General features: G+C 36.1%; 19 protein-coding genes and 1 pseudogene. 8 read left to right on the forward strand and 12 right to left on the reverse strand.

Going from position 1 to position 25,767, the window contains the following annotated elements:
* Positions 1–263: 263 nt before the first annotated feature.
* On the reverse strand, positions 264–1,712 hold the full coding sequence (gene cysS / locus IGQ45_12815) for a cysteine--tRNA ligase (GenBank protein ID MBF2058061.1): 1,449 nt from the start codon (positions 1,710–1,712) through the stop codon (positions 264–266).
* 346 nt (positions 1,713–2,058) lie between these two features.
* On the opposite strand from cysS, the gene IGQ45_12820 reads away from it, so the two are divergent.
* Together IGQ45_12820 and IGQ45_12825 are read left to right on the forward strand one after the other, a co-directional pair.
* Entirely contained in the window at positions 2,059–2,304 is a 246-nt protein-coding gene (locus tag IGQ45_12820) for a diguanylate cyclase (protein MBF2058062.1), read from the forward strand.
* Positions 2,216–2,485 carry a GGDEF domain-containing protein gene (locus tag IGQ45_12825; GenBank protein MBF2058063.1) on the forward strand — a complete coding sequence of 90 codons (270 nt, stop codon included), beginning with the start codon at positions 2,216–2,218 and terminating at the stop codon, positions 2,483–2,485. Before IGQ45_12820 ends, IGQ45_12825 begins: the two co-directional genes overlap by 89 nt.
* 165 nt (positions 2,486–2,650) lie before the next feature.
* Here the strand turns inward: IGQ45_12825 and IGQ45_12830 are convergent, their stop codons facing one another.
* The gene (locus IGQ45_12830) at positions 2,651–2,962 is read right to left on the reverse strand and encodes a DUF1825 family protein (protein MBF2058064.1); all 312 of its coding nucleotides are present in this window, start codon (positions 2,960–2,962) and stop codon (positions 2,651–2,653) included.
* A 120-nt stretch (positions 2,963–3,082) separates the two neighbouring features.
* Here IGQ45_12830 and IGQ45_12835 point away from each other — a divergent pair, with 120 nt between their 5' ends.
* On the forward strand, positions 3,083–3,490 hold the full coding sequence (locus IGQ45_12835; GenBank protein MBF2058065.1) for an NINE protein: 408 nt from the start codon (positions 3,083–3,085) through the stop codon (positions 3,488–3,490).
* A gap of 406 nt (positions 3,491–3,896) precedes the next feature.
* Here the strand turns inward: IGQ45_12835 and dndD are convergent, their stop codons facing one another.
* The 5 genes from dndD to IGQ45_12860 form a co-directional block, all read right to left on the reverse strand.
* A complete protein-coding gene (gene dndD, locus IGQ45_12840; protein ID MBF2058066.1) occupies positions 3,897–5,879 on the reverse strand; it encodes a DNA sulfur modification protein DndD in 1,983 nt (660 codons plus the stop codon).
* A gap of 134 nt (positions 5,880–6,013) precedes the next feature.
* A complete protein-coding gene (locus IGQ45_12845; protein MBF2058067.1) occupies positions 6,014–7,183 on the reverse strand; it encodes a molybdopterin molybdotransferase MoeA in 1,170 nt (389 codons plus the stop codon).
* Positions 7,184–7,321: 138 nt separating this feature from the next.
* A complete protein-coding gene (locus IGQ45_12850; protein MBF2058068.1) occupies positions 7,322–7,747 on the reverse strand; it encodes a YraN family protein in 426 nt (141 codons plus the stop codon).
* A gap of 153 nt (positions 7,748–7,900) precedes the next feature.
* The gene (gene uvrB, locus IGQ45_12855) at positions 7,901–9,892 is read right to left on the reverse strand and encodes an excinuclease ABC subunit UvrB (GenBank protein ID MBF2058069.1); all 1,992 of its coding nucleotides are present in this window, start codon (positions 9,890–9,892) and stop codon (positions 7,901–7,903) included.
* 33 nt (positions 9,893–9,925) lie between these two features.
* Positions 9,926–10,861 (reverse strand): Abi family protein, encoded by a 936-nt coding sequence (locus tag IGQ45_12860; protein MBF2058070.1) that lies wholly within the window; start codon positions 10,859–10,861, stop codon positions 9,926–9,928.
* Positions 10,862–10,962: 101 nt separating this feature from the next.
* Here IGQ45_12860 and IGQ45_12865 point away from each other — a divergent pair, with 101 nt between their 5' ends.
* The 3 genes from IGQ45_12865 to IGQ45_12875 all read left to right on the forward strand — a co-directional run bounded on the left by IGQ45_12865 (position 10,963) and on the right by IGQ45_12875 (position 15,925).
* Positions 10,963–11,307 carry an Rpn family recombination-promoting nuclease/putative transposase gene (locus IGQ45_12865; protein MBF2058071.1) on the forward strand — a complete coding sequence of 115 codons (345 nt, stop codon included), beginning with the start codon at positions 10,963–10,965 and terminating at the stop codon, positions 11,305–11,307.
* 67 nt (positions 11,308–11,374) lie between these two features.
* Positions 11,375–12,103 carry a DNA/RNA nuclease SfsA gene (gene sfsA, locus IGQ45_12870; GenBank protein MBF2058072.1) on the forward strand — a complete coding sequence of 243 codons (729 nt, stop codon included), beginning with the start codon at positions 11,375–11,377 and terminating at the stop codon, positions 12,101–12,103.
* A 408-nt stretch (positions 12,104–12,511) separates the two neighbouring features.
* A complete protein-coding gene (locus IGQ45_12875) occupies positions 12,512–15,925 on the forward strand; it encodes an NgoFVII family restriction endonuclease (GenBank protein MBF2058073.1) in 3,414 nt (1,137 codons plus the stop codon).
* Positions 15,926–15,948: 23 nt separating this feature from the next.
* Here the strand turns inward: IGQ45_12875 and IGQ45_12880 are convergent, their stop codons facing one another.
* Positions 15,949–16,257 carry a Txe/YoeB family addiction module toxin gene (locus IGQ45_12880; protein ID MBF2058074.1) on the reverse strand — a complete coding sequence of 103 codons (309 nt, stop codon included), beginning with the start codon at positions 16,255–16,257 and terminating at the stop codon, positions 15,949–15,951.
* Entirely contained in the window at positions 16,250–16,534 is a 285-nt protein-coding gene (locus tag IGQ45_12885) for a type II toxin-antitoxin system Phd/YefM family antitoxin (GenBank protein ID MBF2058075.1), read from the reverse strand. Before IGQ45_12885 ends, IGQ45_12880 begins: the two co-directional genes overlap by 8 nt.
* Positions 16,535–16,855: 321 nt before the next feature.
* On the opposite strand from IGQ45_12885, the gene IGQ45_12890 reads away from it, so the two are divergent.
* Entirely contained in the window at positions 16,856–20,701 is a 3,846-nt protein-coding gene (locus IGQ45_12890; GenBank protein MBF2058076.1) for an ATP-binding protein, read from the forward strand.
* A gap of 173 nt (positions 20,702–20,874) precedes the next feature.
* Here IGQ45_12890 and IGQ45_12895 read toward each other — a convergent pair whose 3' ends face one another.
* Positions 20,875–21,918, reverse strand: a complete 1,044-nt coding sequence (locus IGQ45_12895; GenBank protein ID MBF2058077.1) for a D-alanine--D-alanine ligase — start codon at positions 21,916–21,918, stop codon at positions 20,875–20,877.
* 164 nt (positions 21,919–22,082) lie between these two features.
* Positions 22,083–22,259, reverse strand: a pseudogene (locus IGQ45_12900) (transposase).
* Between the two features lie 389 nt (positions 22,260–22,648).
* On the opposite strand from IGQ45_12900, the gene IGQ45_12905 reads away from it, so the two are divergent.
* Entirely contained in the window at positions 22,649–22,915 is a 267-nt protein-coding gene (locus tag IGQ45_12905; protein ID MBF2058078.1) for a nucleotidyltransferase domain-containing protein, read from the forward strand.
* Between the two features lie 255 nt (positions 22,916–23,170).
* Here IGQ45_12905 and IGQ45_12910 read toward each other — a convergent pair whose 3' ends face one another.
* Complete coding sequence (locus IGQ45_12910) at positions 23,171–25,564, reverse strand: endonuclease MutS2 (GenBank protein ID MBF2058079.1); 2,394 nt, start codon at positions 25,562–25,564, stop codon at positions 23,171–23,173.
* Between the last annotated feature and the right edge of the window lie 203 nt (positions 25,565–25,767).

A 25,767-nucleotide genomic window follows, 5' to 3' on the forward strand; every position in this document is an offset into this window, starting at 1 on the left:
CGATTTTTTTGTTGGTTCGTTTACATCCCCCGTTGATTTCAGTGGGTATTTTTTTTGTTGAGAAATTCAACGGGGGTCTTTCACTCACATTTCAAGATAAAGCAAAACTTATATCAAGTTGGTTTAATCAAAAATAATCTTAGTTCAATTTATTGAACGTAATCCCGTTGGTTCCGTGTAATTCATTACACGGTGGGGTGTAGGACTTATAACTCATAATTAACCATTTTCCCCCTTTTAAAAAAGCGCCCTTCACCTCAACACTAACGATGCCATTTTGTCACGCCACCCGGTGCATCAATCAAAGTAATCCCTTGCTCTTTTAACAAATCTCGAATCCTATCCCCTTCTGCATAATTTTTTGCCTTTCGAGCCTCTAACCTTTGTTGTACTAAGGTTTCAATCTCATTATCTGTGATGTCATCGGTAGAAGAAGATTGATCCAGCGCCCTCCCCTCTAATCCCAACACTCCAGCGAGGGTAACTAAAGTATGCCATTTATCCCCTAACTCTTGAGAAGAAAGAGTAGTTTGTCCCTCATGGGTGAGGATATTACCTTCACGGCGTAACTCTTTAGCAAGGTCAAATAAAATTGCCAATCCTGAAGCAAAATTAAAATCTTGATCCACCTCTTGACAAAAAGCCCCTTGAACTGATTTAATAATACTATGCTCGTCTTTTTGTGTCCAATTTAAGGCTTTACCGTACTTGTCAGCAAAAGTTAACCCTTCCAGTAGAGTATGCCAACCATTAGTGGCAGAAGCCATGGCATCCTCAGTAAAATCAATGGGTTTACGATAATTAGCCTGAAGAATAAACAAACGCACTGCCATGGGGTCATATTTTGCCAATAATTCCCGAATAGTAATAAAATTACCGAGAGATTTTGACATTTTTTCCCCTGCCACCTTCACCATGCCATTATGTAACCAATAATTAGCAAGAGGTTTACCCGTAACCGCTTCCGATTGGGCGATTTCATTTTCGTGGTGAGGAAAAACTAAATCATTGCCTCCCGCGTGAATATCAATGGTTTCCCCCAACATATCTCTGACCATGGCAGAGCATTCAATATGCCAACCCGGGCGCCCTTCACCCCATTTTGACTCAAAACTAGGCTCATCAGGCTTAGCTGACTTCCACAGGGCAAAATCAAAGGGATTTTTTTTCACTGCTTCCGATTGATTTACCCTACCACTAGCACCGGCTTGTAATTCATCTAATTTACGCCCTGATAACTTACCATAAGATGCAAACTTGGCTACTTCATAGTAAACATCCCCTGCCGTAGCATAAGCATAACCTTTTTGTTCCAATTCCCAGATCAAGTTTTTGATACCGTCAAGGGCATGGGTAGCACGGGGATAAGCGTCAGCTGGTTGTACATTTAGCTGTTGCATATCCTCAAAATAGGCTTGAATAAAACGCTCTGATACTGCTTCCATGGTGGTATTTTCCCGTTTAGCACGATTGAGAATCTTATCATCAATATCCGTAAAATTCTGAATATAAGTTACAGAATAACCGCGCCATTGTAAGTAACGCCTTACTACATCCCATATAATACAAGTTCTCCCATGACCTAAGTGACAATAATCATACACAGTAATACCACAGCAATACATTTTGACTTCTTGAGGTGTCAGGGTGATAAAGTCTTCTAATTGTCGAGTTAAAGTATTGTAAAGGGTTATATTACTACGGTGAGTCATTGTATCTATGGGATGGAGGTTGTGAAAATTATATAGCAATCTTTCCTTCTTTCTAAGCTAATTCTTAGAATTTATCTGTTTTTAGAGCAATGCTATATCGGTTATGGGAATAATATCATCAGAATAGGGCAAAGTTAACATTTTTTACTTGGTAAACTGTTTGCCTATTTACTGTTAATTTATCATACTAAAAGTCGGAAAAGCATTTTAAAATCAATGAAACCGTTTTTTTCTCTGCGCTTTAGGATTATTTTATTATTTATTTTACCGATGACGGGCGCTATGGGATTATTTGGCTATATTTCCTTTTCATGGCGATGAATGTTTATATCAAGTGGCACAAGCGATGAGTAATGCGATGAAGCGCGCCCGGGAATTAGTAGCGAGATATGGTGGAGAAGAATTTGCCGTAATATTACCCCATATCGATTCCCCACAGGCTCTCAGTTTAGCAAAGTTGATGCAAGAAAATATTAGAGGAAATCAGACGAGAGGGAGATTTGGTGGCAAGGTATGGAGGAGAAGAGTTTGTAGTAATTTTATCTCACACTTGCTCGGAGGAAGCCTCTCAAGTTGCCAAGCGCCTTTGTGACAAGGTTAGGTCTTTGAATATTCCCCATGAAAGCTCTTCCTTTGGCTATGTTACCATCAGCATGGGGGTAGTTTGTCAGGTGCCTAGCAGTGATGAAACCCCAGAAAAGTTGATTTTAAAGGCTGATAATGCTTTATACTCAGCTAAACATCAAGGCAGAAATCAATTTATTATTGCTTAATTTAATTAGGGTTTCCTGAAAAAATCTTCTGGTAAAGTTTCTGGGTAATAACTATTCAGGAAAAGTTGACCCACTGTTTTGAGCTAAGAAATGATGGTGGTATGATGCACCCCTAATTTAAGAATGGACAATGAATTATTAAAAAACCAATTACCCACCAATCAATTAGATTTCTTTTTTCATTCTTTCGAGGGTAAAGTGCATTTGTTGAAACATTTGTTCTGGAGTTGTGCCAAATTGACCTAACTGAGTTTTTAATTGCTCTACCGTCATTTTTGCCATAAAATCATCAGACAATTCAAATCGCTTCATAAAAATATGATAACGTTCCATCATATTTTCCATCTTGTCAATAAATATTTTTTTCCCTTCTCGGTCAAATTTCCCAAACTCACTACCGAGACGACTTAAAGACTGATAATCCTCAAATAGTTGTTTTGCTTCTTGTTGTACTACTTCCGAATCAAAAAATCCCATTTTTTTTCCTCAGCTTAAATAATTTTATTATATAGAAAAATTTTTTTGTATTTTTATCTAAATTTAATTATAGAATTAGAGACATTACTTTAAAAATACGGTTTTCCGTATTATACTGTGGTGGAACAATTCTCTTTAGACTCATTTGAAGGTCACGGAAAAAAGAAAATAATTGCGATTTTACTAGCATTTGTAGGGGCTATAGCGCCCTTCGGCGGATTACATAAATTTTATGTGGGGCAACCGATTTGGGGCGCAATTTATCTATTCTTAGGATGGCATAGCCCCATTACACGCATTGCTTGTGCGGTGGATGCGGTGTTGTATATTGCCCAATTTTCCAGCCAGTGGGGTTTTCAGAATAATTCAGCAACCACTACAACCATTACACAAATCAATCAGCAATCTTTACAAGCTAAAAGCACCGTAGAAATAGCGGAGGCTATTCGCCAATTAGAAAGCCTACGTCAAGAAGGTTTGGTATCGGAGTATGAATTTGAGCAAAAACGCCGTCAATTATTGGATTAAATTACTTAGGGTGTGCTGAAAAAGTATTTTAGTGAAGGTAGGGAAGAGGGAAGAGGGGAAGGGGAAAAGTCGGAAATATTTATAATATCAAGTCCGTTTGATCAGCCGAAGGCTGCCGCTGCGCGATCACTTATAAATCAATTCAACATAATCTTAGTTCAATTTATTGAACGAAAAACTGTTGGTTCCGTGTAATTCATTACACGGTGGGGAAATTGCGAAGATACCATCTATTTATAACGGATTATCCGAACTTTATATAAATTAAAGACTTTAGCCAAATAGTTATGTTTCATAAGTTGCTCATTCATATCAATATTTTTTGTTTCTCGCAAAGGCGCGAAGACGCAAAGGAAATCTTTGTAGCAATCTAAAGTATGGTTTAAGGAAATGAAAACTGCTGTAATCAAAAAAAGTACCCGTTTTTAATGGTGGTTTCATTGGTTTTACTGTCATAATCCAGTAAATATTCTCGGTTAATAACTTCTTGTTGTCGCAGTTGTTGCACTTCCATTTCACCAATTTCGGTATCAGTGGATAGTAATATGACTTGGTGAGAGGCGCTGGGAAAGTATCTTTCCAAGAGATTATGGCGATGGCTGGAGTCTAGTCGGGCGAGGGGGGTATCAATGGCGACGGGTAAAGGGCGCGTTGTCACTTTGGCTAATCCCCACAGCAGGGAAATGGCGAGGAGTTGTTTTTCTCCGGCTGATAGTCTATTTTTACTAATTTGATTTCCTTCTGTGCCGTAAATACTCAAGGAAAAGTCTTTTTCATCAATGGCAATTCTCTGTACAAAGTTTGATTTGTGCAGTAGATAACGAAAGGAATTGGTTACTTCTAATTCTAGTCTATTTAATTTTTTCTGGGTTATTTTTTCTTTGAATAATACTAAGGTTTCTTTTACTTTTGGCATCATTTCGGTGAGGTGTTGCGTATCTAAATCGTTAATTTTTCTGTTGCTGTAGCTTTCTACTTCTTTCTTTTTTGTCGTGATATTTCGGTCTAAGTTTTCTCGCTCTTTTTTCAAAATTTCTAGCTGAGATTTACTATTCATTACTTCTTGATGAGCTTGATTATAGGCTAATTCTAATTCTTGATATGTTTTTGGGGATTGAGTTTTGGCAATGATTAAGTCGAGGTTATCTAATTCTTGGTTTAATTCTTGCTTTTTTTCGATTAATTCTTGGGCTTTTTTTTGTTGATTTGGTAAGTTATAGGTTAAAAGACTTTGTATATATAGAAAGTCTTTTTCCTTTCCTTCTAAATAGTTATTAGCTATGTTAATTTTTTCTTGATTTTCTTTTTGCTTATGGTCGATATAAAGTTTTATTTTTGAATATTTTTCTTCTGATAGGTTCAAGTCTTTTAAAAAAATTAATAATTCTTGATCTTTAATATTTAGTAATTCATGGGCGCTAATTAATTTTTTGTTTTCTTCTTCTTCTGCTAATTGTTGTTTTAATTGGTGGAGGGCGCTAAGGATGAGATTAAGGGGTAAAGATTGAGATGCTAATTGTCTTAGTTGACAATAAACTTCTTCAATTTGTTTATTAGTTTCTTCCCTTTTTTGTTGGAGTTGAGATTTTTTGGAAGCAATTTTGTTCCCTTCTTCTCGAAAACTAATGGAGGTTTTATTATATATTTTTTGAGCTTGTTTTAATTGTTTTTCTGCATTGTCTAAGTCTTTAATTAGTAACTTTCTATTATTTTCTAATGCTTGTAATTCTTGTTCTAGTTGTGTTAATTTTTTTTGTTCTTTTTCTTGTAAAGATGCTTTTTGTTTGCGACTAATTAATACATCCAAATCAATAGATAATTGATCGGCTAATTCTAGTCCTAGTAATGATTTCATGGCACTAATGACTAATGGTGAGGGGGTGTCTTTTTCAGCTAATTCTTTGACTTGTTCACCATCAAAAAGAAATAAGTTAGATATACCTAAAGGTAATACTTCTTCGATATAATCATCCCAATGATCGATTAAATTTAGGTCGGGAAATTCTCCTTCAATAATACCTAAATTATCCTTACCATCTTTGACGTTATGTTGCCAATAGCGCACGATTTTTAGTTCAATCCATTGGTCATTAATTAAATGTTCAAAGGTTAATTCAATTTTGGTATTTTCACCTAGTTTGGCATGGCGATTAATGGATTTTAATAAGAAGTCATTATAACTGGAATTATTTTTTTGAGCGCACTCCGCCCTACGTCCATAAAGTGCTAATTTAAGACTATCTAAAAGGGTTGTTTTTCCGCCTCCATTCATACCGCCTATTAAAATAATTGGAGCGTTATTTTCTGCGGTGACGGGCGCTAGATTTATGATATTTCTTCCTCGATATGGTCCAAAATTTTCTAAAATTAATTCTTTAAATATCATTATTTAAGTATGACAAATTGCTGATTGAGACTAGGAAAGAGAAAAATTATGAATGAAAAATTATGAATTATGAATTATGAATTATGAAGTTTTAATACTTAATTATCAATTGTCCATTATCAATTATCCATTATCAATTACCATAGATAAAGTGGGAAAGATTCCCCTTTATAAAAGTGGGATTTTGTGGCTGGAAGTTCGATAAATCCATCACTTTGTGCTAAGGCAATAAATTCTCCTGAGTTTTTGATGGCAAGGGGAAGGGCGCTGGTGGTAGCATCTTCACTATAACTGATTTTTACGGGTTGAAAATATGTTAAATTCGGTTCAAAAATGACGTCTTGAGTTAGTTTGGCATATTGTGGGGGATTTTGGAGAATATAACGATGTAGGCACACTAAACTAGAAACGGGATTGCCGGGTAAGCCAAAAATCATGGTTTTTCGCTCATAGTCAACACCCAACCAAAGGGGTTTGCCCGGTTTTTGTGCTACTCTATGAAAGTGTTTAACAGCGCCCTTCTCCTCCCAGATAGAGGGTAAATAATCAAATTTTCCTTTGGATACTCCCCCAGAGTAGATTAAAATATCATGGTTAGCGGTAGCTTGATCATAATGTTGACGAATTTCGTCGGGATCATCTTGGAGATGAGTTAGAGTAATATGGTTAAAACCTCGTTGCAGTAGAGAGGCTTTAAGAGCGTAAATATTGGACTTTCTAAGTTGATAGGGTTGCGGTATATCAGTGATTTCCACCAATTCGTTACCTGTAGAAATTAGGTTAATACGAGGGATTGCCATGGATTTGACTACATTTTTACCCATAGAAGCAATTATGCCCCAGCGCGCGCCGTGTAATTTCATTGCTGGTTGTAATATATTTGTTTCTGCTAGGCAATCACTACCTTTTTCATGGATAAATTGACCGCAAAAGCGCCCTTCCTCTTTCGCTATAATCGCACTTTTTTGCCTAATTTCGAGGTCTTCGTAAGGAATGACCAAATCAAAGCCCAATGGTAAAACAGCACCCGTCATGACTTCGATAGCGGTATCTAAGGGATAATTTTGAGGAGGTTGTCCAGCCCCGATAATACCTGAAATGATAAATTCCCTTTTTCCCTGCTGATACTGTTGCCATGATACCGCAATACCATCCATACGGGCGAGGGGCGCTGGGGGATAGTCTCGATCCGCGCTGACATTTTGAGCTAATGTGACAGAAGTTAATTCATCACAACTGGTGAAAGTTTCACCGAAGTTAAGCCAATTTTGATTAATTATTTCCGTGGCTGTTTTGACATCAATCATTTTGCTTCTTTCACTTTCAGTATGATAAATTTTACTTAATATTAGGTTGGTTTAATAACTTAATAGGCTGACAATATTAACATCTTAGGATTAGCCGTGCAATTTATTACACGGTAAGTAAATTATGAAGATACTATCTTAAAAAGCATTTTTCAAATAGAAAGCAACTTCAAATTTATATTTGTCATAGATAATACAGGAATCATTTAACAACTTAAATTGTTCTTGATCTGGATTTTCTGAACTTAAATAATAACGAAGACAAACAATATCAAAACGACAAGATACATCTTGATATTGAGGATTAACGCTTAAAAAAATTTCCGCAGTTAATCTTAATTTATTTTGTTTACTATCATTAACAGCTAAAAGCCCACCATGATCCCAATTATATTTTTTTCTGGTTTTAACTTCAATGAAAATCAAAAAATTATCATGATAAGCAATAATATCGATTTCTCCCCAACGACTGCGCCAACCACGATGTAATATTCTATACCCCTGACATTTTAACCAAAAATCAGTAACATCTTCACCCAGCGCCCCTACCCCTTTGCTTTTCATTGTTGTTTTATTTTTTAAGTTAACCTATTTTGACAAGGAGAAAGGGAGAAAGGGAGAAAGGGAGAAAGGGAAGAAGGGAGAAAGGGGAGGAGAGAAGTAAGAATTAATAAGTAATGGATGGCAGATGGAGAAATAATTATTCATTATCCATTGTCAATTATTAATTAACTTACTTCGTAAGTGTTTGATTTTATCTCTCAATTCTCCTGCTTTTTCAAACTCTAAATTTTTAGCACAGGTTTTCATCTCCTCTTCAAATTGTTTAATTAACTCAGGAATTTTATCAAGACTAATTTCTTCAATATGTTCATAAACTTGCTCTAATTGTTGAGAGTTTAAGCGCCTTGATATATCCAAAAACTCTAAAATGGAACTACTATAATTTTTATTAATTGATGTGGGAATAATATTATTTTTAATGTTATATTCCATCTGAATTTCTCGACGGCGATTAGTTTCATTTAACGCTTTTTCCATACTTTGAGTGAAATTATCAGCATATAAAATGGCTTGTCCTCGCACATGACGTGCCGCGCGCCCGATGGTTTGAATTAATGATTTTTCAGAACGCAAAAACCCTTCTTTATCAGCATCCATAATCACTACCAAAGAAACTTCAGGTAAGTCTAAACCCTCTCGTAATAGGTTAACTCCGATTAATACATCAAATTCACCACTACGCAAACTTTGCAAAATCTCTATTCTTTCTATGGACTTAATTTCTGAGTGTAAATACTGTACTTTTATTCCCCTTTCTTGTAAATAAGTGGTTAAATCTTCTGACATCTTTTTAGTTAAAGTAGTAATTAATACCCTTTCTTTTTGTTTTACTCTTTCTTTGATTTCTCCCAATAAGTCATCGATTTGATGTTGGGTAGGGCGTAAAAAGATTTCTGGGTCTAAAATACCTGTAGGGCGAATTATTTGCTCCGAAATTTTGCCTTCCGATTTTTCAATTTCCCATGGGCTAGGAGTGGCAGAAACAAATAAACATTGATTAACTTTTTGCCAAAATTCATCAGCTTTTAAAGGTCGATTGTCACGGGCGCTAGGTAAGCGAAAACCATGCTCAATTAACACTCCTTTACGGGCTTGATCACCGTTATACATTCCCCTAATTTGTGGTACTGTAACATGGGATTCATCTACTATTAATAACCAATCATCTGGAAAATAATCGATTAAACATTCCGGCGGTTGCCCTGATTTTCTACCTGTTAAATGGCGCGAATAATTCTCCACGCCATTACAGTATCCCACCTCTGTTAACATTTCTAAGTCATAACGGGTTTTTTGTTTGATGCGTTGTGCTTCTACTAATTTCCCCTCTTTTTCTAACTCTGTCACCCGTAAATCTAACTCCATGTTAATTTCTTCCAGCGCCCTCCCCAACTGCTCTTGAGGGGTAACGAAGTGTTTAGCAGGGTAGATGTTAATTCGCTCTAATTGCTCGATTATTGAGCCATCAACAGGGTCTAAAAGGGAAATTGCTTCGATTTCATCTCCGAAAAATTCGAGCCTAATAATGCGGTCTTCGTAGGCTGGGACGATTTCTAAAACATCCCCTTGCAGTCGAAAACTACCCCGTGATAGTTCAATATCATTGCGAGTATATTGAATGGTGACTAAATCGCGCAATAATTGACGGGGATCATATTCCTGATTAATTGCCAATTTGAGGGATGCTTTGAGATATTCTGAGGGGATACCCAAACCATAAATACAACTGATAGACGCTACCACGATAACATCTTGGCGCTCGAATAAGGAGCGAGTGGCGCTGTGGCGCAACATATCGATTTCATCATTAACCGAGGCGGTTTTTTCGATGTAGGTATCGGTAACGGGAATATATGCCTCGGGCTGGTAATAATCGTAATAACTGACGAAATATTCCACCGCATTATGAGGGAAAAATTGGCGTAATTCCTCACACAATTGCGCCGCTAGGGTTTTATTGTGCGCTAAAACTAGGGTTGGTTTGTGACACTGACTGATAATATTGGCGACAGTATAGGTTTTTCCCGTGCCTGTCGCACCTAATAAAGTATGAAAACGATCACCATTTTCCATGGCTTCCATAATAGATTTTATGGCACGGGGTTGATCTCCTGTGGGGTTGAAGGGCGCTTGTAATTTGAACATAAATTTTAGTGGAAGAAAATGTTAACAATCTAATTATTTCCATATTGATAAACTTCGCCAATTTTTAGGAAAACCCATTTTTTCAATACTAATATCAGGATATTCTTTTATTAATTTTTCCAAGTTAGTTAACCAATAACTATTCATAGTAATTTCATTTAAGCAGTAATTAATCATAAAAACTATTGCAAAAAATTTATCATTGTAAGGGACATCTTTTTTACATTTATTAATAATTTTAGGCTTGATAGTAAAAGTACGATTCCACAATCTACCATGATGAGCCGAGATATTTCTGAGATAAGATAAACTATGTAACCATGAATCAAGAATGGGATACGGAATATTAATTATTCTTGCTATTTCCTTTTTTAAATCTAAATCATTTAAATGTTTATAAACACGAGAAACACTACCAAAAGGTAATAATTGAAATACCATCCAACTAGGAGGCAAGTCTGGGCTAGTATATTTTTGATAATAGTGATTGATAAAAACTTCTGATTTTTTTAGAGAATTTTGAGAGTTATTTTTTATATTATGATAGTCAATATCTTCTTTTATTTTTTCAATAAATTTTTGATGATTAAATTTATTATCGAATAAATGCTTATCTTCATACCAATTCTTCCCATATTTTAAGGAAGATGTATCTGACACAACTGCCCTAACCGCTATTTCTATTCTTTCAATTGCATCTAAAACTAGCAAACGTAACTTGCGGTCAAATATATATATATTTAAAATATCTTCAAAAGTAACATTTTCTTGAAAATTGTGACTTTTCTCTTGTGTGTTGTTGACACAAAAAGGCAAAAAATAAGCGGATAAACGATAATAACCAATAAATCTTAAATGATGTTTGACCGAGATGATATTATTAATAATTAGTCCCCGACCGGTTAATAATTGTATCTGTTCTTCAATAGTCAGAGGGGGTTTAACAAACTCTTTTCCAGCTTTACTCAACTTATTCAGACTGTCCCAAATACTTAAAACCTACCGGGTGCGCATAATCTTAGAGGCGTGGTAGGTGTTGTTAGTCTTATTTTATCTCTATTTATGGTATTGTGTCAAGAAATTTTATAGTATTAAGTAAAGTGGCTCAAGCTATTGAGGAGATTACCGATAGAAATGTTAAAAGTAATCTAACGGCGGCGTGCGCTATTTTAGCTAACTTAGTTATTTCAGAAAACATTATTAAAGGTATTTTAAGGAGCGATATTATGCAAGAATCACCTATTTATCAAGAAATTTATCACGCTGGTGAGTTGAGAGGTGAATTAAAAGGCAAATTAGAGGGCAAATTAGAGATTGCGCTTAATTTACTAAAAAAAGGATTAACCATTAATGAAATTGTTGAGATAACTGGCTTATCTCTTAGTTTAGTTGAAAGTTTAAGCCCAAAAAATTAAAGTAAAACTTCATAACTGTTAATTTACCCTAAAGACACCACTTTTTCAGCATTCCCTACTTATTTTGATGATTTATCAATACCCTACTTTACGAGAAGGAAAACTTCTCAAACGTTACAAACGATTTTTAGCTGATATAGAGTTAGATAACGGTGAAATCATTACTGCCCATTGCGCCAATACTGGTCCTATGATTGGAGTATGTGATATTGGTAGTAAGGTGCAGGTATCTGTCAGCGATAATCCTAAGCGCAAGTTGCCTTACAGTTGGGAAATGATTGCGGTGGGTGAAAATTCTACTTGGGTGGGGATTAATACCAGTTTACCCAATCGCATTGTTAAAACTCTGTTAGAAAATCAACTGATTGAAAATTTAGCAGGAAAGTATGACAAGGTTAAAAGTGAAGTAAAATTTGGTCATGATGGCAAAAGTCGCATTGATTTTGTTTTGACTGGTGACAATAATCAACCGCCAATTTATTTAGAGGTCAAAAATACTACTTTAAGTGATGAACCTAATATCGTTTTATTTCCTGATACTGAGACTACCAGAGGGCAAAAACATTTACAAGAGTTAATTGCTTTAACCGCAGAAAATGTTATCCCTGTGATGCTTTATTTTATTAATCGTAATGATTGTGAATATTTCGCTGTGGGTAGTAAATATGATCTGAAATACGGAAATTTATTTGCTGAAGCGAGGGAAAAAGGGGTAATGATTCTGCCTTGTCGTTTTGAGGTTACTCCTCAAGGGGTTAGTTATTTGGGTTTAGCGAAGATTACCCCTGTTTTGTAATATTATGTTCAAGTAATCTGTTATGAAGGATTATATCTTCCTAATTTACCCACCGTGTAATGAATTACACGGCTAACGGTTTGATCGTTCAATAAATTGAACTAAGATGTTGATATTACTAATTTGTAAGTAATTAGGTAAAACTGGTCTAAAGTATTAGTTTTTGTATAAAAAAACTCACTTTAGTAGAGTTAAGCTATTGGTAATGAAATAAATTTTATGGTGAGATATGAGTAGTCACGCTATAGTCTTTTTAGATAAAAATGAGACAGTTTTATATTAGACATCTCCAATCATAGCTATTTTAAGGGCTGAAGCCTTTACTACAAGCAAATAAAAAATAAATTAGTCGATGTCTGTTGAAGTGAAATTGCTGTGGGTAAACTAAGACATTAGGAGGTTTAGAAAATGCCGAGAGTATTTGATAATCTTGATCAATCTTTATTAGAAGGGTTGCAAAATTCTTTTTTTTCTGCTTATAAAAGTGATTTTTGTATCGGTTATTTTAACCTCAGAGGTTGGCGGTTAATTGCTGATCAAATTGAGCAGTTTTCAGGGGAAGAAAATAATCAATGTCGTGTTTTGATTGGCATGCAAAAACTGCCTTCTAATCGTCTATATCAAGAGTTACAAATTATTACTCGTTCTAAAGATAAGTTTTCCCAAGGCAGAAGCGAAGATTTTAAAACTTTAATTGCTGGGGAATTTCGGCAACAATTAATGGCTGGTATTCCTACTAATGCTGATTACCAAGGATTACAGCAGTTAAAAAAACAACTAATTAATCAAAAAGTGGTTGTTAAATTACATTTACGTTATCCTCTCCATGCTAAACTTTATTTAATTCACCAGCGCGATCCAAACTTACCGATTATTGGTTATTTAGGTAGTAGTAATTTAACTTTTTCTGGTCTTAAAAGTCAAGGGGAATTAAATATTGATGTTTTAGATCATGATGCTACACAAAAGTTACAAGATTGGTTTGAAGGGCGCTGGGAAGATAATTTTTGCATGGATATTAGTGCAGAATTAGCTCAAATTATTGATGAAAGTTGGGCAACAGAAAAGTTAATTCCACCTTATTATATTTACCTGAAAATGGCTTATCATCTTTCCCAAGAAGCGAGAGATGGTTTAAGTCAGTATCAAATTCCGTCGGGTTTTCAGTTATTTAAGTTTCAGGAAGAGGCGGTGAAAATTGCGGCGCGTCATGTTAATCGCCGAGGTGGGGTAATTATTGGTGATGTGGTGGGTTTGGGTAAGACGATGATTGCTACTGCGGTGGCGCGTCTTTTAGAAGAAGATTTGGGGGTTAGCACTTTAATTATTTGCCCGAAAAATCTGGTTAGTATGTGGCAAAGTTATCAAGATAATTACGGTTTGAGAGCAAAAATATTACCCATTAGTATGGTAGAAAAACAGTTAAATAAGATTCCCGGTATATTTCGTTTACTTATCATTGATGAAAGTCATAATTTGCGTAATCGTGATGGGAAAAGATACGCTGTTATTAAAGATTATATTCAACAAAGTGGTAGTCGTTGTATTTTGTTAACTGCTACTCCTTATAATAAAAGTTATCTTGATATATCAGCACAATTAAGGTTATTTATTGAAGATCATCAAGATTTAGGTATTCAACCTAATAAATTAATCAGTAATGTTAATTTTATCATCAAATATCCTAATATCAGTCCTCGCACTTTAAGCGCTTTTGAAAAGAGTGAATTTCCCGAAGATTGGCAAGAGTTAATGAGTCGTTATATGATTCGGCGCACTCGCTCTTTTATTAGAGATAATTATGCTAAGTCTGATATTTCTGAAGATATTTCTTCTTCTACAAATCAGAATCCAGTCAGTCGTAAATACTTAGAATTAGGCAATGGTAGCCGTTCTTATTTTCCAGCGCGCCTCCCCAAAACCGTTAAATTTAAAGTTGATAAAAATGATCCTTATACTCAACTATATTCCACAGAAATAGTTGATTTAATTGGCAATCTTAATTTACCTCGCTATGCTTTAGGTAGCTATCAATTAACTACAATTAAAGAAAAATTATTGACTGATACTGAGAAAAAATTGCTCGGTGGTTTAAAAAGTGCTGGGCGCAATTTGATTGGTTTTTGTCGTACTAATTTATTCAAAAGATTAGAAAGTAGTGGCTATGCTTTTATTCAGTCTATTGAGCGTCATATTTTGCGTAATTATATTTATCTTTATGCCATAGAATCAGGGCAAGATATACCCATTGGGGCGCAGAATAATGATTTATTTTCCACAGTGGTAAATGATCAAGATACTGACTCTATTTTAAGTAATGATTTAGATATTGAAACTATCTCTGATGATGATGAAGATATAGAATTATTTGAGTATCTCGAAAACAGGGAAAGTATTTATCAAGAAAAAGCCCAAAAAGTTTATGATTTATATCAAACTAAATACCAAAAAAGATTCAAGTGGATTAGACCAAATTTATTTAATGATGATTTAGCTCAAGAGTTACAAGAAGATGCTTATAATTTAATTAAAATTCTCAGTAAATGCCCTACTTGGAATACGGAAAATGACCAAAAACTATTAGCTTTATGGGAGTTATTGACGAAAAAGCATCCTGATGAGAAAGTTTTAATATTTTCTCAATTTGCTGATACTGTCACTTATTTAACAGAAAAATTGACCGATTTAGGTATGGCGAAGGGCGCTGGTGTCACGGGAAAATCGGCTAACCCTACTACTTTAGCCCAAAATTTCAGCCCTAAGAGCAATAATAAACCAATTTCGGCGGAGGAGGAGTTAAGAATTTTAATCGCTACGGATGTTTTGAGTGAAGGGCAAAATCTGCAAGATTGTCGTATAATTGTTAATTACGATTTGCCTTGGGCGATTATTCGCTTGATTCAGCGCGCGGGAAGGGTTGATAGAATTGGGCAAAAAGCGGAAGAAATCCTCTGTTATTCTTTTCTTCCTGCTGATGGAGTGGAAGATTTAATTAATTTGCGCGGTAGATTGGTTAATCGTTTGCGAGAAAATGCCGAGGTTGTTGGCACTGATGAGGTATTCTTTGAAGATAGTGATAGTCATATCATCTTAAATTTATATAATGAAAAATCGGGAATTTATGATGAGGTAGAAGATAATGAGGTGGATTTGGTTTCCTCGGCGTTGAGTATTTGGGAGACTGCGAAGCAATTATGCCCTGAGATTACCACTAAAATTGAACAGTTACCTAATGTGGTTTATTCTACTCGTCATCATGAGGGAGATAGTATCAATCCTCAAGGGGTTTTGGTATATATGCGCACTGGTGATGGGGTTGATGCTTTGGCTTATGTGGATAAAAATGGCAATAGTGTCACCCAGTCGCAAAGTCGTATTCTCAGGTTAGCACAATGTGAGTTGGCAACTCCAGCTATTGAACGTCATCAAGATCATTTTCAGCTCGTGGCGGGGGGCGCTAAGATTATTATAGAGCAACAAAAGACTATGATGGCTCAAGGTGCGTTAGGTAGTCGTCACAGCGCCCGTCACCGTAGCTATACTCGTCTTGATGCTTATACTAAATATATCAAGGAAAGTAGTCCTATTTTAGCTCAAGGTATGGAATGGGATAAATTGATTCGGGCGCTGGAAGATATTTATAAGTATCCTCTACAGGAAAAAGCGGTTTTGAAGATTAATCGACAACTGAAAAGCAGTATTAGAGATGAACAATTAGCAGATATGGTGGTATCTTTATGGGATGATTCGGCGCTGACTATTAGCCATGAGGATAATGAGGTTAAAGATAGTCAAATTATTTGTTCTTTAGGTTTATTTTAGGGCAAAATATGCCGTTGATAATCTTATTTTTCATAATGAAAGCGACAAGTAAGAAAGTCAATTTGAGTGCTAGTAATACGATACACTAAGCGATGTTCTATATCAATTCTTCTTGACCATATATTATCTTCCATATATTTTAATGGTTCAGGCTTACCTATGCCTTGAAAGGGATTTTTCATTACTTCTGTAACTAAATCTAATATTTTTTCTGCTTTTTTTTGATCGCTTTTAAACCACCATTTTAAATCACTTTTAAACTGACTACTAAATCCGGGTATGGGTAAAAAATTTGGTACTACTTCCTCTTTTTCTTTCTTCTTTTTACTCAATCTCTAACTCCTCTTTTAACTCTTCTAAAGATTGAGGTTTAATTTCTCCATTTATTGATTCTTGTAATGCTGAAAATAAATGACTAGAATTTGCTTCATTTCTAAATAAATAAACCATTTCTACTAAACTTCTTAAATCTGACTCGGCGATTAATGCCACGTTTTCCCCTTGACGACGATTAATAATAAAGACTTGATGAGTTTCGATTACTTTTTCTAATATTTGAAAGAATCCATTTCTCGCTTCTGTCGGTGAGGTTATCTCATAACTAAACATAATTACAATTACTTTTGATTAATGTACTGGATCATGTACACTAATATATCATAGTTTCAGTAAATCAAGAGTTTAATTTATTAAACGGCATCACGGTAGCCGTGAAATTTATTGCACGGCGATATTATGGCGTTAGTCTTATTGTTTATGGGTTAATAGCATTACCCCAACGTATAATGAATTACACGGCTAACGGCCCGATCGTTCAATGAATTGAACTAAGATATTATTTATCAAGTAACAAGGGGTTTAAACCCCTTGTCTGGTAGATAGCGCCCTCCACCCCATACTGAAAACTTAGCCTCCACCGTCAATAATAACATGAAAATTAATCGCAAAATAGTTACTCAATATTTAGATAATTTAGATTTTGAATCGTTATTTATCGAAGAATTAAGATGGGATTATCCCGAAGATGAAACGGATATAAATATTATTATTGAAGAAACATTATTTAAACTTATTCCTATTGCTGAAAAACGTAAGTTTGTAGTTTATCAATGCGCTTTAAATAATCAATGTATTCCCTCAACAAAAATACTCCAAAAAGTAGATCAAGAATTTAGTAAATATAAATTAGAACATCTACTAATTTATACTTCTCATCAAGAAAAAAAACAAATCTGGCAATGGATGAAAAAAGAAGGCAACCAGCGCCCTTCACCAAGGTTAGTAGAATATTCAGCGAGAAATAAAAGAGTATTATTGGATAGTTTAGAAAATATTACCTTTAGTTTAGCAGAAGAAAAAAATCTCAACTTATTAGAAGTAAAAGAGAGAACAAAAAAAGCCTTTGACATCGAAAAAGTTACTAAAAAATTCTTTACCGAGTTTCAACAACAACATTTACAATTTGTTGAATTTATTAATGGCATTGACGACATAAAAGATAAAAATTGGTACGCTTCCGTTATTCTCAATCGTTTAATGTTTGTTTATTTTTTGCAAAAAAAAGGCTTTCTCGATAACGGCAACAAAGACTATTTACAAGATAAATTAAAAATAAGTAAAAATCGAGGTGAAAATCTCTACTATCAAGAATTTTTAGCTAGTTTATTCTTTCAAGGTTTCGCTAAAAGAGAATATCAACGCAGTGAAACAGTTAAGCAATTAATTGGTAAAATAAAATATCTCAATGGTGGTTTATTTTTACCCCATCATATCGAATCAAAATATCAAAATAGTATCTCTATTAAAGATTCAGCATTTGAGCAAATTTTTCAATTATTCTCTAGTTATACATGGCATTTAGACGACACCCCAACGGGAAACGAAAATGAAATCAATCCCGATGTTTTGGGTTATATCTTTGAAAAATATATCAATCAAAAAGCCTTTGGCGCTTACTACACTAAGCCCGAAATTACTAATTATTTATGTGCGCAAACTATCGATAAATTTATTCGAGAAAAACTTAATTTTTCCCCCTCTCCTGTGGGAGAAATTGCCCTCACCCCCAACCCCTCTCCCATAGAAGAGGGGAGTTTAGAAAAGGAAAAAGTCCCCCTTTTTAAGGGGGATTTAGGGGGATCACGAAGTGGCACTGCGCGATCAAAAAACCAAAATGATCCCCCCCTGCCCCCCTTATTGAAGGGGGGAGAAAATACAGAAAATGATGATATTTGTAATAGGTTATTAGATGATATTTTACCTAATTTATCCATTCTTGATCCAGCTTGTGGTAGTGGCGCTTTTTTAGTGGCTAGTTTACAATATCTCATCACTATTTATCAGCAAATTTTTAGCTATATTTCACAATACGGCAATGAAGCAAATAAAACTAGATTAAGTAATATCAAACAATCTCATCCTTCCCTTGAATATTACATCAAAAAACGCATTATTACTGATAATTTATACGGCGTTGATATTATGGCGGAAGCCACGGAAATCGCTAAACTTAGACTGTTTTTAAGTTTAGTTGCCAGTGCCGAAACTGTTGATGATTTAGAGCCTTTACCTAATGTTGATTTTAACATCATGAGTGGCAATTCTCTCATTGGTTTAATTCGGGTGGATGAGGGCGCTTTTGACAGTAAATCCCCCTCTCCTGCGGGAGAGGGGTTAGGGGTGAGGGTAAATAATCAAGGAAACCTTTTAAATCTTCTCGCTTCTTCTCAATATCAAAAAATTCTGGCTGAAAAAAATAAGAGTATCAAAAAATATAAAGAACACGCTTTTAATTCGGCAGAAATAGAAGGCACTGATCAAGATTCCCGTTTACAAATGTTACGAGATCATATCGAAAAAGTCAATAAGGAATCTACTGTTAAACTTAATCAATTATTACTTGATGAATTTACCCTAAAATTGGGTATAAAATATGAGGAAGTACAGCTAAAAGGTAAACCCATTAAGCGTAATTTAACTATTAAAGACATTGAGGCTTTAATGCCTTTTCATTGGGGTTATCATTTTGATAAAATCATCACTAAGGGCGGTTTTGATATTATTCTCGGTAATCCACCTTGGGAAGTGTTTCAAACCGATGAAAAAGAATTTTTCCAGCAATTTGATAATTTAATACAGAAAAAAAAGTTAGATATAAAAGCATGGAAAACACAATTTAACCAGTTTATGAAAGATGATGAAATGCAAAAGGCTTGGTTAAATTATTGTAGTAATTATCCCCATGTTAGTGCTTATTTTAAAAATTCAGAACAATACAAAAATCAAATTTCTTTAGTTAATGGTAGAAATGCCTCCAGAAAAATTAATTTATATGCTTTATTTTTAGAACAATGTGTTAATTTACTGGCTAAAAATGGTCAATGTGGCATTGTTATTCCTAGTGGCATTTATACTGATTTAGGCACTAAGCAACTGCGAGAAATGCTGTTTTCTCTCACTACTATTACTGGTTTATTTTGTTTTGAAAATCGCAAGGCTATTTTTGAAGGTGTGCATAAAAGTTTTAAGTTTGTGATTCTTAGTTTTGAGAAAAAATTGCCCTCACCCCCAACCCCTCTCCCGCAGGAGAATTTGCCCTCACCCCCAACCCCTCTCCCGCAGGAGAGGGGAGAAAGTCAAGAAGGGGTAGTTAATCAATGTTTTCCGGCTAGGTTTATGCGTCATGATGTGGCAGAATTAACGAGTTTTTTTGATGATGAGGCGGTTATTATTGATGTGGGTTTGGTGCGCCGTTTATCTCCTGATTCTCTGTCTATTATGGAGTTTAAGGGTGATTTGGATATAGAAATTGCTAAAAAAATGGCGCGTTTTCCGCTTTTGGGTGAGGAAATAAAAGACTGTTGGAATTTAAAGTTAAAACAAGAATTTAATATGACCAGTGATAGTAATTTATTCTATACTGAACCAGCGCCCTCCAGACTGCCTTTATACGAGGGTAAAATGATTCACCAATTTACTCATAATTTTGCACCTCCTAAATATTGGCTAGAAGAATCGGAAGCAAGACAAAAATTACTTGGGAAGAAGGGCGCTGATTCTGGTCAACTTTTGGATTATCAATGTTATCGTTTAGGTTTTCGAGATATTGCTAGAAATACAGATCAAAGGACTTTAATTGCTACTATAGATACTCGATCTTTTCATGGAAATAAATTACCTAATGCAAAAATTTTTGACTCTTCAGGCAATAGGATTATAGATAATAAAAGCCAAGTTTTTTTATGTGGAATTTTTAATAGTTTTGTTTTAGATTGGATATTAAGACAAAGTGTCACAACTACTATTAATTTTTTCTATATTTATCAATTACCAGTGCCAAGATTAAGAGAAGGGGATAAATATTTTGATGAGATAGTGGAGTGCGCTGGTAAGTTAATTTGTACCACCGCAGAATATGATGATTTGGCGCGGGAGATTGGTTTATCTTCAGTGAAAAAAGTCCCCCTTTTTAAGGGGGATTTAGGGGGATCACAAAGTGGCGCTGCGCGATCAATCCCCAACAAAAATGCTACCCAGCGCCCTTCGTCTGGGGATATAAATACATCTGATCCCCCCCAGCCCCCCTTGTTAAAGGGGGGGGAAAATGCAGAGGGAGAAAATGCAGAGAGAGAGAATTTAAGGGCGGAAATTGATGGGATGGTAGCGCACCTCTACGGGTTGAATGAAAGGGAATTTAGGCATATTTTAAGTACATTTCCGTTGGTTGATGAGGCGGTGAAGGGGAGGGCGCTGGGCGCTTTTTTAAGTAAGATGTAATAAGTGGGTTTGTATCCGTTTCCCACCGTGTAATGAATTGTGGGTGAATTGCATTACCCCACCGTGTAATGAATGTTGGGTTTGTATCCGTTTCCCACCGTGTAATGAATTACACGGAACCAACGGGCAAATCGTTCAATGAATTGAACTAAGATATTATCAATTATCCATTGTTAATACTCTATGGCTAGGGTGATAAGTTCATCGACTAATTCGGGGAAAGTAATCCCAGAGGCTTCCCATAGTTGGGGATACATACTCAGCGCGGTAAAACCGGGTAAGGTATTAATTTCGTTGATGAAAATTTCTCCGCTTGATTCGATATAGAAAAAGTCCACCCGTGATAATCCTTGACAGTCTAAGGCTTGAAAGGCTTGTATTGCCATTTCTTTGATTTTAGTCTCTATGGTTGGGGTGAGGGGCGCTGGGATAATTAATTGAGCTTTGCCGTCAGTATATTTGGTTTCATAGTCGTAAAATTCAGCATCATAGGTAATTTCTCCGATTACTGAGGCTTTGGGGTTGGTTGTGCCTAATACAGCGCACTCCACCTCTCTCGCTTTTACCCCTGCTTCCACAATAATTCTTCGATCATATTGTGCCGCTTCTTCTAGGGCAGTTTCTAATTCTTGACGATTATTTACTTTGGCAATACCAACGGATGAGCCGAGATTGGCAGGTTTAACGAAACAGGGATAACCAAGGGTACTATCAATTTCATCACATTTTTTGGGAAAAATACAGGCATTAGAGAAAATTTCTGCCCTCGTCACGGCAAGGTAATTAACTTGGGGTAAACCAGCATAGGCAAAAGCATTTTTCATGGCAATTTTATCCATACCTAAAGCTGAACCTAGTACAGGACTACCAACAAAAGGAGTATCCATGAGGGTTAATAGTCCTTGAATTGTACCATCTTCGCCGTTAGGACCATGAAGAATGGGAAACCAAACTTGGATTTCTTCACATTGTGGCGGAAAATACCATTTGCATTGATGGGATGTGTCGACATTACTTTTTCCAGAAGTGAGGATTTGTTGAGAGGTTTCGGGGTCTTGCCAATAACCGTTGGGATTAATATAAAAAGGGATAACTTGATATTTTTGCTGATTCTTGCCAGTGTGGAGGGCGCACATGATGGCTTTTGCCGATTTTATGGACACTTCATGCTCTCCCGAGCGCCCTCCAAACAATAATCCTACTCTAATTTGACTCATTTTACTCTTAAAAATATTTTCATCGCCAAATATTAACATTAAATGAACAATGGATAATTGTTCAAAAAGGGAAAGGTTAATTAGGGTTTGCTGAATAAATCAAAAATCTTGTAACTACCTATGTTGGTAAAAATTTAAACAAAAACAACATTTTCAGCATTCATCGTCCGAAAACTTCCTGATATTTTTTGCTTATATTTCATCATTGTTATATCTCTTTCGGCTTGGTTGTTGGTAAATGGGACTTTTGCTTCTCTCAAAAACCGCAAGACATCTTTTTTGTCTTTACTTAATCTGATTAAGAGGTTATGTCCTATTCGCCTTTTTTTCCTGCCTCGATTACTTGAAACTGGGTTCAGGAGTAGTGACGGAGGGCGCTGGTATAGGTGAGGCTATTAATAAATGCCTGAACACCTGCGCTAACGTCTGTACTACCTAAAGGACTAAGATCAGTACCGCTAAAAGAATTTAACCAAAAGACACTATCATTACTGACTGTGCCAGTCCTCTGAGCAGTAAAACCCCGAACCCCCTATATTTGTAGGGGGGGAAATTAGCTAAACTTTTCATTAATTAAATACCCATTTATTCAATCCAATAATTAGCTATTATAAAGTATCAAAGATTAATTAGATCAAGAAATTTTGCAAGGATAATATAGACTCAAATTAATATAAAGTTATACTAAAATATAAAAACATTGAACAAAGAAAAGTGATGAAAACGAGCCATGAAAAAATTAAGAGATGTTTTATTGTCTGAATGTAGAGAAGAAATTATTAAAATTGCCGAGAAACATGGTGCTTATCATGTCAGAATTTTCGGCTCTGTAGCGAGAGGGGAAGAAAAAGAAAATAGTGATATTGATCTCCTAATTGATTATGATTTGAATAGAATTACTCCACACAAAAGTATTGGAATGTCAAATAATTTATTGAAGTTATATATTTTTATCCAAAATCAACACTATAAAAATTATATTTTACCTAGGGGTTGAATACGATTCAACCCACAACAACAAATCTCAGCCCATAACCTGATTAAAATACAATCAAATTACTTTTTATCCTTACCCTTACCACTCAACAACCCAGCGCCCTCCACCCTTTTCATTACGGCTATAACCATGCGCCCTCCACCCTTAAATGTAGGTAGGCACGAAACCCAACAAATCCCTTCTGTGGCAAAGAAAATGGTAATTTATAATCAATTAACAAATTTGCTAGAGTCTTTTATTGATGAGGATTTTCCCTTAACCCAAATAAGCCACCGTCACCCCAGCGCCCCCCTCCTCTTTCGGTGCGAGCTCGTATTTACTAACTTGCGGATGAGATTGTAAGAAATCATGAACCCCAGAACGCAAAGCGCCCGTCCCCTTTCCATGTACAATCCAAAGCAGACCAAAATCAGTAGCACTAGAAATAGCTTTTTCCAAAGTAGGTAAAGCAAGATGCACCTGTTGCCCACGAATATCCACGGTATTACGACTGGTGCGCACCTTTGCTACCGATTGCGGTTTCTTCTCCTGATAAAGATTCTTTTTCGGTTTTACTTCCGCTTTTTCTTCCTTCTCAAAACGCTTACCGTCTAAAGATTCCACATCAGTAAAAGGAATCACCATTTTCATAATACCAAAGCGCGCGGTTAACTGTTCAGCGCCCTCCGCCACAGCCAAAACCTCAGCAGTTTGCCCAATACTGAGAATGCGCACCCTTTCCCCTACCTTTGGCTTATAAACCCGTTTAGCCTTTTTGACGGGAGTTAAAAAACGCTCCTCAATTTTGAGGATATTTTCCCGTGCTTCGTGCGCTTGTTGGGCAGAAGGATTACCCTTTTTCTGTAACTCCTTAACTACCTGTGCAATTTGACTCTTAGCATCCAAAAGCAACTTTTGCACCGCTTGTTCTTGTTGTGATTTTAAATCCCTTTCTCTCTCTTGTAAAGAAGTAGCCTTTGCCTCCACTTCCTGATAAAAACGCTCAGTTTTCTTCAATAAATCCTCCGCCTGTTGATGTTTTTCTTCCTGCGCCCTCCGTTGGTTTTCCAACTCGCTGATTAATTGATTCACGTCTTGGGAATAACCGCCCACTAACTCTTGAGATTCCTCAATAATGGCAGACAATAAGCCCAACCTTTGCGCAATAATCAAAGCATTAGAGCGTCCGGGGATGCCCCATAATAAACGATAGGTAGGCTGTAAACTCACGTCATCAAATTCCACCGAAGCATTTTCAAAGCGCCCGTCATTGTATTTGAGACTTTTTAACTCCCCATAGTGGGTAGTGGCAATAGTCAAGAGATTATGATCCGCTAAATACTTTAGAATGGCAATGGCAAGGGCGCTACCCTCACTAGGATCAGTACCAGCGCCCACTTCGTCCAATAACACTAAAGATGATGCCCTTTCTGTGTCTAATTCATCGAGAATGCGGATAATTCGGCGAATATGACCCGAAAAAGTCGATAAACTCTGTTCTAAGGACTGCTCATCCCCAATATCGGCTAAAACCTTGTCAAACCAAGCAATTTCTACAGGTTCTTTGGCAGGGATAAATAAACCCACTTTTGCCATTAACGCCACAATGCCGAGGGTTTTTAACGTGACTGTTTTTCCCCCCGTATTCGGTCCAGTTATGGCCACTACCCTAGTTTCAGGCTTAACTAAGACATCGATAGGAATTACTTGCCCTCCCTGTTCATTTTTTTCCTGCCATACTAAAAGAGGATGTTTTAACCGTCTCAGAGTGATGCTTTCTCGCTCAAAGTCCACAAAATTAGGTGCATTTCCTTCTAACCAAAGACTATAACGAGCTTTTGCCGTTGCTAAATCCAACGCCGTAGCCATTGCCAATAATTGCTCTAATTCTTCCCATACCAAAGCAACTTTTTCCGTCAGCGCCCGTAAAATCTTTTCCTCCTCTCGTTTTTCTTGCCCTTTACTGGTTTGTAAACGGTTGCCCAAATCAATAATACTTTTTGGCTCAATGTATAAAGTCGAACCTGTGGAGGAGGTATCATGAACAATACCGCTAATTTGTCCACTATGATCCGCTTTCAATGGTAATACAAAGCGCTCCCCCCGTTGCTGAATTACTGGTTCTTGGAGGGCATTGCCGTGCCTTTGAATCATATTTTGTAAAGTTTGTTGAATATTTTGCCGTAAACCCTTGACTTTTTGGCGAATTTGTGCTAAGTCTGGACTAGCTCTTTCAGTAATTTCCCCTCGATCATCGATGCAATAATGGATTTCCTGTTCTAATTCGGGGAAAGTCCTAATATTTTCTACTAGGGTGGAGAGCGCTGGGGAGTCTTCTAAATCGTCAATTACCCTTCTTAATTTGCGCATTCCTGCCATGGTGGTAGCAAGATTTAACAATTCTTCTCCGTTTAACAAACCCCCTAATTTTGCCCTTTCGAGAGGGGCGCTGATGTCATGAATCCCTGAAAATGTCCAATTGGGATTGTAACCGCTTTCAATGCGATATACTTCCTTCGTTTGCTGTAATAATATGAGGGTTTCCTCCATCCTGTTAGGGATGCCCAAATTTTGCGAGGCAATCACCCCTAATTTAGTGGCGGCAAAAGTGGAGAGATGTTGGCATAATCGTTGCCATTCGAGGAGTCGGAAAGTTTCTTGTTCAATCAAGGCAAATTCAAGTTTTGAGTATTAAATTATGGCTTACACTATATGTTAGCGTAAAGACGCTTTCTGCAACGCTTCTAACCAAATAGGGTTTGCTGAAAAAGTGGAGTCGTGAGAGGAGTGGTTAGTGGACAGTGGATAGTAAAAAGGTGGCGTTGCATTTTTATGGGATGATTTATAATGAAGGAAAAAGTTTTATGACAGGA

The organism is Cyanobacterium sp. T60_A2020_053 (assembly GCA_015272165.1).
Taxonomy (GTDB): Bacteria; Cyanobacteriota; Cyanobacteriia; order Cyanobacteriales; family Cyanobacteriaceae; genus Cyanobacterium.